This is a genomic window from Tateyamaria rhodophyticola, assembly GCF_047777875.1.
Classification (GTDB): domain Bacteria; phylum Pseudomonadota; class Alphaproteobacteria; order Rhodobacterales; family Rhodobacteraceae; genus Tateyamaria.
In genome coordinates, this window is the sequence record NZ_CP180519.1 from 272,420 (window position 1) to 285,827 (window position 13,408).

Consider the following 13,408-nt stretch of genomic DNA (forward strand, 5'->3'; position numbering starts at 1 on the left):
GATGAGACACAAATTCATCCAGGCCGCCGCCGCTCTTGGCGGCCTGTTGGCCACCACGGCACTGGCGCAGGCCCAGACCGCGACCGAAGACGAGTTGCGTGACCTGCGACAGCGCATTGATACGCTTGAGGCACAGCAAGCCGCGCTTGAGACCAAACAGGAGGCCCAGGAAGAAGACATTTTGTCCGGATTTCGCATCAATGGCGTTGAATCGCTGGGTGATCCCGATCAGATCGGGCAACGCAATGGGCTTGGCCGACTGAGCTTTGGCGCGGGCCAGGCGACGACCATCACGCTCTACGGGTTTGTGCGGGCCGAAGCCTTCTATGACACCGATTTCTCCTTTGGCGACCTGACACGGGCGGGCCGCGTGGGTGACACCGCGTTTGCCACCGACGGGGAATTTGACACCAGCGTGCGCGTGTCGCGCTTTGGCATTCGCAGCCGGACGGACACCGATATCGGCAAAATCGAAACCCAGTTGGAATTCGACCTGTTCGGCGGCAGCGACGAAGAAGGTTCGTCCCCCACCTTGCGCCTGCGCCATGCCAATGTCGAATTCAACGACACACTGCTGATTGGTCAGTTCTGGTCGAACTTCCAACCGCTTGTCCACTATCCCACCTCGGCGGATTTCAACGGCCCCGTCGGGATCGCCTTCGCCCGCGTGCCGCAGATCCGATACACGTACAATGGCGGCAACGGATTTCAGGCATCGGCCTCCATCGAGGAAAGCAATGGCGGCAATTCCGGTGATCCGGTCCTGACCGCGGCGGCCTTCTACGAAACGGATGCATTCTCTGTCCGGGCGGCGGCGCTGACCGGTACGTTCCGCGACGGCGCGCAGGAGTTCGACACCAACGGCGTCACCCTGTCCGGTCAGATCAAACCATGGCAAGGCGGCACAATTTCGGCCACCTATGTCACCGGCGAAGCGCTCGGCAATCTGCTGATCGGCGGAGGTGCGCGGCAAGTGGGTGGACAGGAGAACGACTCCGACGGCTTCACCGTCGAATACCGGCAGGACATCGGCGAAAAGTGGAATGTCGGCATCGCCTATGGCAACGAAAGCTATGACCTCGGCACGGCTGTCGGTGCGACGGGCAATGCGTTTACGGATCTCGACTCGATCCATATCAACGCGTTCTACACGCCGGTCGAAAACCTGACGATCGGCGTCGAATACATCCAGATTCAGAGCGAAGGGCCCGGTGGTTTTTCGGCCGAAGGCGACCGGATCGGCGCCTCCGTTACGTTCCGCTTCTAATCGGGCCGCTTCTGATCGGGTACAGCGCTGCGGCGGGTTTTCAGTCCCCCGACCGCTGAGCTGGGGAAACCGCCAGATGGATGTCACTCGCATCTGGCGGTTTTCCATTTGTCTGCACGGGTCCGGCGACCCGCACGTTAGAAGGTCCGGGTCAGCAGTTTGCGATATCCAGCTCACAGGCCAGCACGTTGCCCGCAGCACCCACGGCTGCGCCTGTAACAACGCTGCCGCTTGTGACCGCTGCGGCCCCTGCGCCGACGGCACCGCCGATGATGGCCTGTTCACCCACGGTGTCCCCACACGCAGCGAGGCCGAGACCGGCGATGACGGCAAATGCAACTGGCTTGATAGGCATGGTCCTGATCCTTTTGTGTTGTTTTGTCTCCACATGGGAGCAACACGCCAGTTGATCAAATGTTCCATGCCCCGCGCATTGGAATGAGCAAAGCCTTGCTGCCGACACCGAGGTGTGTCGGCAGTAAACCGCTGTTGTGGCTCAACAATCCGCGTCGAACGCCCGGCAGTAGACCAGTCCGCCAACCGCGCCGACGACCGCGCCTGTGCCCACATCGCCATTGAAGATCGCCGATGTGCCCGCGCCGATGACCGCGCCGGAAATGGCCTGTTCGCCGACCGTGTCGCCACAAGCCGCGAGTGCCAGAGGGGCCGCGAGGATGATGCCAAGAAGGGTACGTGCCATGAGATTGGTTCCTTTCCATTGTGTGCAATAGAATTGGGAACCGTTTGGTCCAAATTAAACACCCCTTCAAACGCGTTGTCGTGAAGCATTGAAACATTTGGCGACGGGGCAAAAAAAATGGTGGGCAGCGAAGCACTTACATGTGTGCGCTGCCCACCAGGGGAAGGGGTACGGAAATGGTACGCAGGGGCGGAAAAAACCTGGGGAACCGACCCTGCAACACCAGACTGACACGCGATTGCGGACCGCGCAAATGAAGAAATACGCGCAATGCGGGTATGAGCCGGGTTCCGCCGCATTCCATACGGCCCCGGCAGGTTTACGCCGATATGCCGCCCGCTCATGGCGTCCACCCGTCGTCAAAGGCGTCCGGGAACGCCGCGCGGGCCGCCGCCTCGTCAATGCGCAACAATGCGTCGTAATCGGCGGGATCAAACGGATCGGTGGCGGGCACCACCTCGCGCCCAAAGAGCCAGGACAACCGACCCGCATCGAGGTTGCCACGCTCAAACGGTTCTGCCCCGAAATGGGTCCACAACGCCGCCAGAAACGCGGTATCCGCCCGCCGGTCCGCCGGTCTGCGATCGCGAAAACGCTCACGCCGTGTCAGCGGCGTCACCCCTTTGGGGTTCGGTCTGCGGATGGTGAATTGGAAATCTGTGCCGGCCAGTCTGCCGGGGAAACCGCGATGTTTCAGCATGCGCTGCCCTCCGCGGTTCGGAGGGGTGTCAGGGCGGACGCAAACGCCCGCCCTGCAGTGTTATTTGAACTTGCCGGTGTTGACGGGCTCAACACTGATTGGCTCTGGGTCCACGATAACAACTTCTTCGTTGCTGCCGCTGCTGCCGCACGCGGCCAGCAGAACCGTAAGGCCAAGCAGGCCAAAAACTTTGATGCTCTTCGACATCGGTCTCTCCTGTAGTCAACTTGCGGATGCACACGCACCCACTGCGAGGTAAGGGCGCCTTGGGGGCCCCTTGGAGCCCATATAAGCGATTTGATGGCAAAAGGATATGGCTGCACAAACCCTTGCGCAGGTTGTGGCCTCAATGCCGCATATGCGAAAACCCGCCACATGTTCAGAATGCCTGCCAGACGCATGCGTCGCCCTCGATCCGGAAGGTTTCAAAGAACTGGGTGGCGTCCGCATCCGCGACACCGAACGGCACCTCACGGTCCATGAGTGAGATCACCACAACATCCGCCATCAGTTCGAACTCCGCGAGATAGGGGCGCGCCACGTCTTCGCACAGAACTGGGAAATCCGCCTCGGCGCGGGCATAGGTGATGCCGCCGCCCTCCCGGCTGATGGCCGGTGCCACAAACCGAAAGCGCAGCCAGGCCTCTGCGCCGACCGTATCGACCAGCACTTCACTCAGGGTGACGGCCTGCCCTGATGGCAGGTCCTGCGCGGCGGCGGATGTCGCGGTGAGTGTCAGGAAAAGAGCGCAGCCCCGGACCCATTCCCGTATGCGGGTCCGGGCTCCTCCCTCCGGGGCTGCTGTGCGTTGGGTCAACTCCCCAGGCACTGTTCCATACGTTGCCGTAGGGCCACTGTTATCCCCAATCGAACACTGACACCTGTGATTGTAAAGATGGAAAGTGGACCCAAGGTCAGCATTGCGCCGCGCCGCTCTGCCGTGGGTTGAGCGTGCGCCTGCCTGATCTGCCAACGCCTGCAAACGCGCAATAAAATTAGGGGGTTTTCGGAGTGTCATGACCGACCGCCCTTCTGCGCGTGGCGCAGCCAACGGCTTTGGTTTGCGGGCGACATCAACACGTTCTGTGCAAGGTGCAGGACGGATGCGGGCACGGTCCCAGGCGCGCGCCCGCCCGCGGTCACATCCCAGCCCGCACCCTGTGGCTCCAGACGCACCACCGGCGAAAACCCGCGCAACCGCTGGAGCGCGCGCCACAGGTCCTGCCGGATCTGATGCGCAAGACGCAGCGCATCCCCCGGCCCCAGCGTTGTGCGGACGGCAAAGTCGAACCGCACCGGCACCTGCCGCGCCAGCGTCAGCGCACCGTGCTCGCGCAGGATATGCCAGCGTTTGGTCATGGCCGCCGCGCCACGCAGTCGATTTCCACCAGCGCCCCAACGGCAAGCGCGGTCACGCCGATGGTCGTGCGCGCAGGCCTGCGGTCCGCCGGAAAGAACGTCTGGTAGGTGTCGTTGAACGCGGCATAGTCACGCTCGAATTCCGTCAGGTAGCACCGGCATTGCAGCACATGGCTCAGGTCCAGCCCGAGACCGTTCAGCACGACCTCAAGGTTCCGCATCACCCGCACCGTCTGCGCCGCGATCCCGTCGGGGAGCGGCGCATCAGGCGCATCCGGGTCCGTCGGCATCTGCCCCGTGAGGATCACCCAGCCGTCGGTTTCGACGGCGTGGGAGAACGGGGCGACGGGACGCGGGCCGGTGGAGAGGAGGTGGAAGTCAGGCATCTGATCCGCCTCAGCCGAAGTAACGAATCGACCGGCAGGATCGGTTGGAAAACGATGCCTGCACCGGCACCCCATCGTTCGAAACGACGCTTCTGTTCCGCGCGGGATTGCCGGATGCGTCTGGCCAGTCGATGCGGACCACGATCGACCGCGCACTTTGAGGAACACCAGACAATGCCTGTTCCCGAAACGCATTGCAGATAGCCGCCATTCGCCGCGTGGTCAGTTGCAGCTTGGGATCAAAGGTCCCAAATGCCGCAACATGGATGAGGGCCGCAGCGTTGGAATTGCTTTTGCTGCCTTGACCGTCATCCCGGGTCAGTGTCTGGCGAATGGACGTACGTCCCAGCTCGATCAAACAGGCCGTGGCACCGCCACCAATGTCAAAAACCTGTTTGCCCCTGCATATCGACGCCTGCTGCGCCGCAGCGGGCAGAGCAAACACAAGCAACGCAAATGCCAATAAAAACCGCATAAAGCCGTCCTTTCACATTGAGATCAATTAATTACAACGGAATGTTGTCGTGCTTTTTCCACGGCATCTTTGCCTTCTTCGTCCGCAAGGACGCAAAGGCGCGGGCGACGCGTCTGCGGGTCGAGCGGGGCTGGATCACCTCGTCGATGAACCCGCGTTCGGCGGCCACGAAGGGATTTGCAAACCGGTCTTCGTAATCCTTGGTGTGCTGCGCGATCTTGTCCGCATCGCCAAGGTCGGCGCGGTGGATGATCTCCGTCGCCCCTTTGGCACCCATCACCGCGATCTCGGCTGTGGGCCAGGCATAGTTGAAGTCAGCCCGCAGGTGTTTCGACGCCATCACAACATAAGCCCCGCCATAGGCCTTGCGCGTGATCACCGTCACCTTGGGCACCGTCGCCTCGGCATAGGCGTAAAGCAGCTTTGCCCCGTGCTTGATCACGCCGCCATATTCCTGTGACGTGCCCGGCAGGAACCCCGGCACATCGATCAGTGTCAGGATCGGGATGTCGAAACAGTCGCAGAAGCGCACAAAGCGCGCCGATTTACGGGCCGAGTCGATGTCCAGAACGCCCGCCAGCACCATCGGCTGGTTCGCCACCACGCCCACGGTCTGCCCTTCGAGCCGGATGAACCCGGTGATGATGTTTTTCGCGAACTCTTCCTGCAGCTCGTAGAAATCACCTTCGTCCGCCAGCTTGGTGATCAACTCCTTCATGTCGTAGGGCATGTTGGGGTTGTCGGGCACGAGCGTATCAAGGCTCGGCTCCACCCGGTCGGGCGCATCGAAGAAGGGGCGCTTGGGTGGTTTCTGCTGGTTGTTGGACGGCAGGAAATCGACAAGGCGGCGCACCTCGGCCAGCGCTTCGACGTCATTTTCAAACGCCGCATCCGCGACGGAGGATTTTTTCGTGTGGGTGGACGCGCCGCCCAGCTCTTCGGCAGTGACCTGTTCGTTGGTCACGGTTTTGACCACGTCGGGGCCGGTCACGAACATGTAAGAGCTGTCTTTGACCATGAAGATGAAATCGGTCATTGCGGGGGAATAGACCGCGCCGCCCGCACATGGGCCCATGATCACGCTGATCTGCGGCACCACGCCAGAGGCGATCACGTTGCGCTGGAACACCTCGCCATAGCCTGCGAGGCTGTCCACACCTTCCTGAATGCGCGCGCCACCGGAATCGTTGATCCCGATCACCGGCGCGCCGTTTTCCACCGCCATATCCATGATCTTGCAGATCTTGGCCGCGTGGGTCGCCGACACGGACCCGCCCAGAACGGTGAAATCCTGGCTGAAGATATAGACCATGCGCCCGTTGATCGTGCCCCAGCCCGTGACGACACCGTCGCCTGCCGGTTTTTGCTGCTCCATGCCGAAATCCGTGCAGCGGTGGGTGACGAACATGTCGAACTCTTCGAACGACCCCTCGTCCAGAACAAGATCCACGCGTTCACGGGCGGTTAACTTGCCCCGGGCATGTTGCGCGTCGATGCGTTTCTGCCCTCCGCCCAGACGGGCGGCGGCGCGGCGGTTTTCAAGTTCGGTGAGAATGTCGGTCATGATGCCCCTCGGAAGCTTTGCGGCAGAGCATACATGGCCGGAGGGCGGGGATGAAAGCGCCATTGAGCATATTTGCAAAGTCTTTGCATCAAGGTGATTGCAAACTGCAAACCTGCAATATCATTCAAAGGCGCAAGCCTCTGTGCAGCCCTGCACTGGACAGCCCCGCGACATCGGCCTACCCCGGACCCATGTCTTCGAAACCGCAGGTCAAATTCCTTGACCGTACCACCCCGCCGCACATCCTGACGCTGATCCTGCTTGCCGGGGTATCGGCCATGGTCATGAACATGTTCCTGCCCAGCCTGCCGAACATGACCGTCTATTTCGACACCGAATACCGGCTGATGCAGCTGTCGGTGGCGCTGTATCTGGGCGTGTCGGCGGTGATGCAGACGATTATCGGCCCGGTGTCGGACAATCTGGGCCGGCGCAAGGTGCTGCTCTGGGGCGTCGGACTGTTCATGGTTGCGACAATCGGCTGTCTGCTGGCGCCGTCCGCCGAGGTGTTCCTGTTCTTCCGCATGTGTCAGGCGATCATCGCCGTGGCCATGGTGCTGAGCCGGGCCATCGTTCGCGACCTCTATGATCAGGACCAGTCTGCGTCGATGATCGGCTATGTCACCATGGGCATGGCCGTCGTTCCGATGATCTCGCCGGGGATTGGCGGGCTGATGGAGGAAGCGTTTGGCTGGAAGGCGAATTTCTGGTTCTTCCTGATTGTCGGCGGGCTGCTGATGTGGCTGGTCTGGGCCGATGTGGGCGAAACGGCGCAGCCGTCGGACAAAACCGTGCTGGGCCAGTTCCGCGAATACCCTGAGCTGCTGCGCTCGCCCCGGTTCTGGGGCTATTCGCTGGCAGCGGCATTCTGCTCGGGGTCGTTCTTTGCCTATCTGGGCGGCGCGCCGTTCGTGGGCATGACGATCTTTGGCATGGGCGAGGCAGAGCTCGGGTTCTATTTCGGGGCCCCTGCTGTGGGGTATTTCATCGGCAACGGGCTGAGCGGGCGGTATGCGACCACGTTTGGCGTCAACCGCATGGTCCTGTGGGGCAGCATCGCGAATTTCGTCGGCACTTCGATTTCGCTGGCGATCTTTATCGCTGGCGCGGGCACGCCGATCAGCTTTTTCGCGATGATGACCTTTGTGGGGCTGGGCAATGGCCTCGTGATCCCCAACGCGACCGCCGGCGCGCTGTCGGTGCGCCCGCACCTTGCGGGCACGGCGTCGGGTTTGGCGGGTGCGATCATGATCGGTGGTGGTGCTGCGCTGTCTGCACTTGCGGGGTTCCTTCTGACACCGGAGACCGGGGCGTTCCCGCTTCTGTATATCATGGTGCTGACGGGGCTGGCGGCGCTCATCGCGATTGGTGCTGTCTACTGGCGCGAGCGGCGGCTGGCGCTGGCATAATCCCGCTTGCGGGCGCGGCTTTGCAAACTTAATCTCGCCCCATTGCAAAGCTGCAAAGGGACAGGATGGCCGCCCCCAAACTCTATGCCGGTGCCAAGCTGCGGGAAATCCGCACGCGCATGTCGCTCACGCAGAAGGATTTCGCGTCAAAGCTTGGCGTGTCCCTGCCCTATCTCAACCAGATGGAAAACAACAATCGCCCGGTCAGCACCTCCGTGGTGCTGAGCCTCGCGCAGGAGTTTGGGCTGGACGTGACCGAGCTGAGCGCGAGCGATGGCGAACGGTTGGTGTCGGACATGCGCGAGGCGCTGGCGGACCCGGTGTTCACGGGCGACATGCCGGGCATGGCTGACCTGCGGCTGGCCGCGTCCAACGCGCCTGCGCTTGCGCACGCATTTCTCAGCCTGCACCGGGCATACCGGCAGACCCATGAACGGCTGGCCTCATTGGACGAGGCTCTGGGCCGCGAGGACGCGCGCGCGCGGCCATCACCATGGGAGGAAGTCCGCGACTTCTTTCACTACTGCGACAACTATATCGACGCGGTGGACCGGGCCGCGGAACATTTTGCCACCGCGGAAGGCACCCATGGCAACATCAAGGTCAGCGCCGTCTCCACCCTCGCCCATGCAGGGATCAAGGTTGTGTTCAGCGATGATGACACCCTGCGTCGCCTGATAGGTGACACGCTGCACATCTCCACCCGCGCCAGCCCCGCAACACAATCGTTCCAGTTGCTTTTGCAGGTCGCGCTCACCCGGCAAAATGCGCTGCTCGAGGCGACGCTCGACCTCGCCCGGTTTCAGAGCGACGAGGCCCGCGCCATCGCCAAAATCGGCCTCGCCAACTACTTCGCCGGGGCCGCGCTCATGCCCTATACGACGTTTCTGGAGGCGGCACAGGCCACGCGCCACGATCTGGAACAGCTTGCCACGCGGTTCGGTGCCAGCATCGAACAGGTCTGCCACCGGCTGTCCACGATGCAGCGTCCGGGGGCCAAGGGCGTGCCGTTCTTCTTCGTGCGCGTCGATCAGGCGGGCACGATCACCAAACGCCATTCGGCCACACGCCTGCAATTTGCGCGCTTTGGCGGGGCGTGTCCGCTGTGGAACGTGCACCGCGCGTTTGAACAACCGGGCCAGTTCCTGCGCCAGCTGGCCGAAACCCCCGACGGTGTGCGTTACATCAGCCTTGCGCGGGATGTGTCGAAACCGGGCGGACGGTTTGGCGCGCCTGTGCGCCGCTATGCCATCGCTCTGGGGTGCGAGGTGCGGCATGCGGCAGCTTTGGTCTATGCCGATGGTCTGGATGTGGGCCGGGCGGAGGCATTTGAACCCATCGGCATTTCCTGCCGCATCTGCGAACGCGACCGCTGTCACCAGCGGTCGGTGCCGCCCTTGGAACGGCAGCTGTCCGTGGATCCGGATGTGCGCGGCGTCCTGCCTTATACCGTGCGTTAACGTCGCGCGGCGCGCCAGCCCGCGGCGCGTGCCTCGTCCGCCGTGCAAAACCACCGCTCGCCACGCGCCTCGATAATGCCCGTGCGTTCGTAGAATTCCTGTCCCGGCATGTGGAAAATCCGCCCGTTGCCCGACACGTTGCCTTTGATCCGGCAGGCAGGATTGGGCGGAATGCGTCCCTTGGCGCGGGTCTGGCGGAACCAGCTCGGCGATTGCACCCGCAGCCCGTGCAGGCCGCGGTCCGCCACAAACGCCGCCTTTTCGTCCAAATCATAGTCCATGCCGTAGCGCCTGTAGGCAAAGGCCCAGCCTTGCGAAACGATCTCCTGCCCCATATCGGTGCCGCCCACATCGCATTTGGCCACAACCCGTCCGTACCGGTCGGTGTCAAGCGGCATGCAGGTCGCCACACGCCCTTCGAACCGGGCGCGCACCTGCGCGGTCACCCACGCGCCGCATTCAAAGCCCGCACCATGCTCCGTCTCGCAGGTCTGGTCGAGCTCCGGCGCATCAATGGCGTGCAGTCGCACCCGCGTGCCCGCCACATCAATCGTATCGGCGTCGATCACGATCACGGGGCCGCTGATATCGGCCACAGCCCACACGGGCCACAGCAGAACAAGTAAGGAACAAACTCTTAACATGGTCTTAACGTGACCATGTCGCCGCCCGTCTTCAAGGGCACAATTGCGCGTCAGGTTAACGCTGCGCTGTCTCCCAATTGGGGTGCACCCACGGCACGTCATTGCTGGCGGGCAAGGGATCACGGCCAAGAATGTGATCCGCCATCTTCTCGCCGGTCATGATCGACGGACCGTTCAGGTTGCCATTGGTGATACGCGGAAAGACCGAGCTGTCCACGACGCGCAACGCCTCGACCCCGATCACGCGGCCCTGCGGGTCGACCACGGCGTCCGGGTCGTCCGCCCGCCCCATCCGGCAGGTGCCGCAGGGGTGATAGGCGCTTTCAGCATGTTCGCGGATCACGTCATCCAGTGCTTCGTCGCTCTGCGCCGCCGCACCGGGCTGGATCTCGTGTTTGACAAATGGCGCCATCGCCTCCTGCGCAAAGATCTCGCGGGTCAGCCGGATGCAGGTGCGGAATTCCTCCCAATCCTGCGGATCGCTCATGTAGTTGAACGCGATCCTGGGATCATCCTTCGGATCACCCGACCGCAACGACACCCGCCCCCGGCTCACCGATCGCATCGGGCCGGTATGCGCCTGGAACCCGTGCCCCTCGGCGGCCGTCTTGCCGTCATAGCGCACGGCGATGGGCAGGAAGTGGAACTGGATATCCGGATAGCTGATGCCCGCACGGCTGCGGATGAACCCGCAGCTTTCAAAGTTGTTGGAGGCCCCCAATCCGGTCTTTGTGAACAGCCACTGCGCCCCGATGACCGCCTTGGAAAAGATGTTCCAGTGTTTGTAGAGCGTGATGGGCTGTTTGGAGGCGAACTGGATATACATCTCCAGATGGTCCTGCAGGTTGCCACCCACGCCGGGCCGGTCCGCGACGACATCAATCCCATGCTCGGCCAGATGCGCGGCGGGGCCAATGCCCGACAGCATCAGGATCTTGGGCGAGTTGATCGACGACGCCGCAAGGATCACCTCGCGCCGCGCCCGCACAACCTTGCCACCGGCCAGCGCCACACCAACCGCGCGGCCCTCCTCCATCATAACCCGCTCAACCAGCCCACGCACCAGATCACAGTTCGGACGCTTCAGCGCCGGTTTCAGATACGCATTGGCCGCCGACCAGCGCCGCCCCTTGTGCACCGTCTGCTCAAACGGGCCGAACCCTTCCTGCTGCTGGCCATTGTAGTCGGACGTCACCGGATAACCCGCCTGCCGCCCCGCCTCGACAAAGGCATGGAAAAGCGGGTTGGTGCGTGGTCCCCGCGTGATGTGCAGCGGCCCGTCGGTGCCGCGCCACGCCGGATCGCCACCGTGGCCGCCATCATGCCACGTCTCCATCCGCTTGTAGTAAGGCAGCACATCCGCATAGGACCAGCCATCGGCCCCGCTCTCGGCCCAATGATCAAAGTCATGGGCATGACCGCGCACATAGACCATGCCGTTGATCGACGACGACCCGCCCACGACCTTGCCGCGCGGACACACGAGTTGCCGCCCGCCCAGATGCGGCTCCGGCTCGGACATATAGCCCCAGTCATAGCGCTTCATGTTCATCGGATAGGACAAGGCCGCAGGCATCTGAATGAACGGGCCCGCGTCCGTCCCGCCATGTTCGATCACCAGCACCGACTGCCCGGCTTCCGCCAACCGGTACGCCACGGCGCAACCCGCTGACCCTGCCCCCACAATCACATAATCCGCTTCCATCTCACTCACCTCCGGTGATTCCACGAAGGGTCAAGGATGCGCAGCACCACCGTCAGGTGGCTTGTCCTTGAGGCTTCGGGGAATCGCATCACACCATCGACATGGTGACTTGAGGATCATGTTGATCCCTCAAGCACCTCTCAGCAAAATTCCAAAACAGGGGTCACGCAGCGCCGCACCCATCATCCGCGCCCACCCTTTTTCGGCGCGACGGGGTGGGTGGGCGGGCGGCGTGCCGAAAAAGGGTGTTCCGCACTCTCAAAACGGAGCCTCCAGATCGCCCATGCGCACATAGACCGATTTCAACTGGCTGTAATGTTCGATCGCCGCCTTCGAATTTTCGCGACCCACACCGGACCGTTTCGACCCGCCAAAGGGCGCCTCGACCGGCGCATCGTTATAGGTGTTGATGTAACAGGTCCCCGCCTCGAACCCCGCCGCCACGCGGTGCGCGCGCGCCAGATCGCGGGTGAACACACCGGCGGCCAGACCGAACTCCGTCGCGTTGGCGCGCGCCATGACCTCTGCCTCATCCTCGAAATCCAGCACTGCCATCACGGGGCCAAAGATTTCCTCGCGGGCGATGGCCATATCGTCGGTCACATCCGCAAACACCGTCGGCTCAAGGTAGAACCCGTCCCGCTCCACCCGCTTGCCGCCATAGACCAGCCGCGCACCTTCCTCCTGTCCCTTGGCAATGTAACCCTGAACAATCTCCATCTGACGCGCGCTGACCATCGGACCAAAGCTCGTCTCGGGGTCCTGCGGGTCACCGATCACCGCCGTGCCCAACCGTTCGGCCAGCCGCGACAGGAACGCTTCCTTGATGTCCTTTTGCACAAACACCCGCGTCCCGTTGGAACAGACCTGCCCCGAGGAATAGAAATTCCCCAGAATCGCGCCCGACACCGCGTTTTCGATATCCGCGTCCTCGAACACGATCATCGGGGATTTGCCGCCGAGCTCCATCGTCACATGCTTGATACCTGCCGCCGCCGCGGCATAGACGCGTGCCCCCGTGGGCACCGATCCGGTCAGTGACACCTTGTCGACGCGGTCGTCACCGACCAAAGCGGCCCCGACCTCACCCATGCCCTGCACGACGTTGTAAACCCCCGCAGGTGCCCCCGCCTCGTGCAGGATCTCCGCCACCTTCAACGCGCAAAGCGGCGTTGTCTCGGACGGCTTGAACACCATCGTGTTGCCGCAGGCGAGCGCGGGCGCGCCTTTCCAGCAGGCAATCTGCGTCGGGTAATTCCACGCTCCGATCCCCACGCACACACCCAATGGCTCGCGGCGGGTATAGACCCAGTCCTCGCCCAGCTGGATATGCTCGCCCGTCAATGTTGCGGCCATGCCCCCGAAATACTCCAGCGCATCCGCCCCGGACGTCGCATCCGCAACGCTTGTCTCCTGATAGGGCTTGCCAGTGTCATAGGTCTCCAGCACCGACAGTTCGTGATTGCGCTCCCGGATGATGTCAGCGGCCCGGCGCAGGATGCGCCCCCGTTCCGTACCGGTCATTGCGGCCCATGCGGCTTGCGCGGCGCGTGCAGATGCCAGCGCGCGTTCCACAATCGCAGGGGTCGCGGCATGGACCTGCGCGATCTTTTCACCCGTCGCGGCATAGATCACGTCAATCGGCGTGCCGTCCGTATCCTCGACATATGCGCCGTTGATGAAATGGCTGGCTGGTGGCTGGGTCTGCATGAAAATCCTCTTGTCTTTGGTCGGGCGGC

General features: G+C 62.7%; 15 protein-coding genes. 3 read left to right on the plus strand and 12 right to left on the minus strand.

Annotated elements, in window-relative coordinates; all coding sequences use genetic code 11:
* Position 1: 1 nt before the first annotated feature.
* Positions 2-1,267 carry a DcaP family trimeric outer membrane transporter gene (locus tag ACERHN_RS02700; RefSeq protein ID WP_415921106.1) on the plus strand — a complete coding sequence of 422 codons (1,266 nt, stop codon included), beginning with the start codon at positions 2-4 and terminating at the stop codon, positions 1,265-1,267.
* Between the two features lie 151 nt (positions 1,268-1,418).
* On the opposite strand, the gene ACERHN_RS02705 is transcribed toward ACERHN_RS02700, so the two are convergent.
* The 9 genes from ACERHN_RS02705 to ACERHN_RS02745 all read right to left on the minus strand — a co-directional run bounded on the left by ACERHN_RS02705 (position 1,419) and on the right by ACERHN_RS02745 (position 6,451).
* Entirely contained in the window at positions 1,419-1,622 is a 204-nt protein-coding gene (locus ACERHN_RS02705) for a hypothetical protein (RefSeq protein WP_415921107.1), read from the minus strand.
* Between the two features lie 141 nt (positions 1,623-1,763).
* Positions 1,764-1,967 carry a hypothetical protein gene (locus ACERHN_RS02710; protein WP_415921108.1) on the minus strand — a complete coding sequence of 68 codons (204 nt, stop codon included), beginning with the start codon at positions 1,965-1,967 and terminating at the stop codon, positions 1,764-1,766.
* A 340-nt stretch (positions 1,968-2,307) separates the two neighbouring features.
* Positions 2,308-2,667: a hypothetical protein gene (locus tag ACERHN_RS02715; protein ID WP_415921109.1), complete on the minus strand. Its 360-nt coding sequence runs from the start codon at positions 2,665-2,667 to the stop codon at positions 2,308-2,310.
* 60 nt (positions 2,668-2,727) lie between these two features.
* The gene (locus ACERHN_RS02720) at positions 2,728-2,874 is read right to left on the minus strand and encodes a hypothetical protein (RefSeq protein ID WP_415921110.1); all 147 of its coding nucleotides are present in this window, start codon (positions 2,872-2,874) and stop codon (positions 2,728-2,730) included.
* Between the two features lie 172 nt (positions 2,875-3,046).
* Positions 3,047-3,484, minus strand: coding sequence for a DUF6497 family protein (locus ACERHN_RS02725; RefSeq protein ID WP_415921111.1), 438 nt, complete (start codon positions 3,482-3,484; stop codon positions 3,047-3,049).
* 197 nt (positions 3,485-3,681) lie between these two features.
* On the minus strand, positions 3,682-4,026 hold the full coding sequence (locus tag ACERHN_RS02730; RefSeq protein WP_415921112.1) for a hypothetical protein: 345 nt from the start codon (positions 4,024-4,026) through the stop codon (positions 3,682-3,684).
* Positions 4,023-4,412 carry a RidA family protein gene (locus ACERHN_RS02735; RefSeq protein WP_415921113.1) on the minus strand — a complete coding sequence of 130 codons (390 nt, stop codon included), beginning with the start codon at positions 4,410-4,412 and terminating at the stop codon, positions 4,023-4,025. The genes ACERHN_RS02730 and ACERHN_RS02735 overlap by 4 nt, the downstream gene beginning before the upstream one ends.
* A 10-nt stretch (positions 4,413-4,422) precedes the next feature.
* Positions 4,423-4,770 (minus strand): hypothetical protein, encoded by a 348-nt coding sequence (locus tag ACERHN_RS02740; RefSeq protein WP_415921114.1) that lies wholly within the window; start codon positions 4,768-4,770, stop codon positions 4,423-4,425.
* A 148-nt stretch (positions 4,771-4,918) separates the two neighbouring features.
* Positions 4,919-6,451 carry an acyl-CoA carboxylase subunit beta gene (locus tag ACERHN_RS02745; protein WP_415921115.1) on the minus strand — a complete coding sequence of 511 codons (1,533 nt, stop codon included), beginning with the start codon at positions 6,449-6,451 and terminating at the stop codon, positions 4,919-4,921.
* Between the two features lie 191 nt (positions 6,452-6,642).
* On the opposite strand from ACERHN_RS02745, the gene ACERHN_RS02750 reads away from it, so the two are divergent.
* The gene (locus ACERHN_RS02750; protein ID WP_415921116.1) at positions 6,643-7,860 is read left to right on the plus strand and encodes a multidrug effflux MFS transporter; all 1,218 of its coding nucleotides are present in this window, start codon (positions 6,643-6,645) and stop codon (positions 7,858-7,860) included.
* A gap of 65 nt (positions 7,861-7,925) precedes the next feature.
* Positions 7,926-9,320, plus strand: coding sequence for a helix-turn-helix domain-containing protein (locus tag ACERHN_RS02755; RefSeq protein ID WP_415921117.1), 1,395 nt, complete (start codon positions 7,926-7,928; stop codon positions 9,318-9,320).
* On the opposite strand, the gene ACERHN_RS02760 is transcribed toward ACERHN_RS02755, so the two are convergent.
* The 3 genes from ACERHN_RS02760 to betB all read right to left on the minus strand — a co-directional run bounded on the left by ACERHN_RS02760 (position 9,317) and on the right by betB (position 13,379).
* Positions 9,317-9,964 carry a thermonuclease family protein gene (locus ACERHN_RS02760; RefSeq protein WP_415921118.1) on the minus strand — a complete coding sequence of 216 codons (648 nt, stop codon included), beginning with the start codon at positions 9,962-9,964 and terminating at the stop codon, positions 9,317-9,319. The two genes, ACERHN_RS02755 and ACERHN_RS02760, sit on opposite strands and share 4 nt — an antisense overlap.
* A 55-nt stretch (positions 9,965-10,019) precedes the next feature.
* Positions 10,020-11,669 (minus strand): choline dehydrogenase, encoded by a 1,650-nt coding sequence (betA, locus tag ACERHN_RS02765; RefSeq protein WP_415921119.1) that lies wholly within the window; start codon positions 11,667-11,669, stop codon positions 10,020-10,022.
* A gap of 258 nt (positions 11,670-11,927) precedes the next feature.
* The gene (gene betB, locus ACERHN_RS02770; RefSeq protein ID WP_415921120.1) at positions 11,928-13,379 is read right to left on the minus strand and encodes a betaine-aldehyde dehydrogenase; all 1,452 of its coding nucleotides are present in this window, start codon (positions 13,377-13,379) and stop codon (positions 11,928-11,930) included.
* Positions 13,380-13,408: the final 29 nt, after the last annotated feature.

What these genes read in the sequence shown, in the direction of transcription:
- ACERHN_RS02700 (WP_415921106.1), top strand. Translation starts at nt 2, where the DNA reads ATGAGACACAAATTCATCCAGGCCGCCGCCGCTCTTGGCGGCCTGTTG.
- ACERHN_RS02705 (WP_415921107.1), bottom strand. Translation starts at nt 1,622, where the DNA reads ATGCCTATCAAGCCAGTTGCATTTGCCGTCATCGCCGGTCTCGGCCTC.
- ACERHN_RS02710 (WP_415921108.1), bottom strand. Translation starts at nt 1,967, where the DNA reads ATGGCACGTACCCTTCTTGGCATCATCCTCGCGGCCCCTCTGGCACTC.
- ACERHN_RS02715 (WP_415921109.1), bottom strand. Translation starts at nt 2,667, where the DNA reads ATGCTGAAACATCGCGGTTTCCCCGGCAGACTGGCCGGCACAGATTTC.
- ACERHN_RS02720 (WP_415921110.1), bottom strand. Translation starts at nt 2,874, where the DNA reads ATGTCGAAGAGCATCAAAGTTTTTGGCCTGCTTGGCCTTACGGTTCTG.
- ACERHN_RS02730 (WP_415921112.1), bottom strand. Translation starts at nt 4,026, where the DNA reads ATGACCAAACGCTGGCATATCCTGCGCGAGCACGGTGCGCTGACGCTG.
- ACERHN_RS02735 (WP_415921113.1), bottom strand. Translation starts at nt 4,412, where the DNA reads ATGCCTGACTTCCACCTCCTCTCCACCGGCCCGCGTCCCGTCGCCCCG.
- ACERHN_RS02745 (WP_415921115.1), bottom strand. Translation starts at nt 6,451, where the DNA reads ATGACCGACATTCTCACCGAACTTGAAAACCGCCGCGCCGCCGCCCGT.
- ACERHN_RS02750 (WP_415921116.1), top strand. Translation starts at nt 6,643, where the DNA reads ATGTCTTCGAAACCGCAGGTCAAATTCCTTGACCGTACCACCCCGCCG.
- ACERHN_RS02755 (WP_415921117.1), top strand. Translation starts at nt 7,926, where the DNA reads ATGGCCGCCCCCAAACTCTATGCCGGTGCCAAGCTGCGGGAAATCCGC.
- ACERHN_RS02760 (WP_415921118.1), bottom strand. Translation starts at nt 9,964, where the DNA reads ATGTTAAGAGTTTGTTCCTTACTTGTTCTGCTGTGGCCCGTGTGGGCT.
- betA (WP_415921119.1), bottom strand. Translation starts at nt 11,669, where the DNA reads ATGGAAGCGGATTATGTGATTGTGGGGGCAGGGTCAGCGGGTTGCGCC.
- betB (WP_415921120.1), bottom strand. Translation starts at nt 13,379, where the DNA reads ATGCAGACCCAGCCACCAGCCAGCCATTTCATCAACGGCGCATATGTC.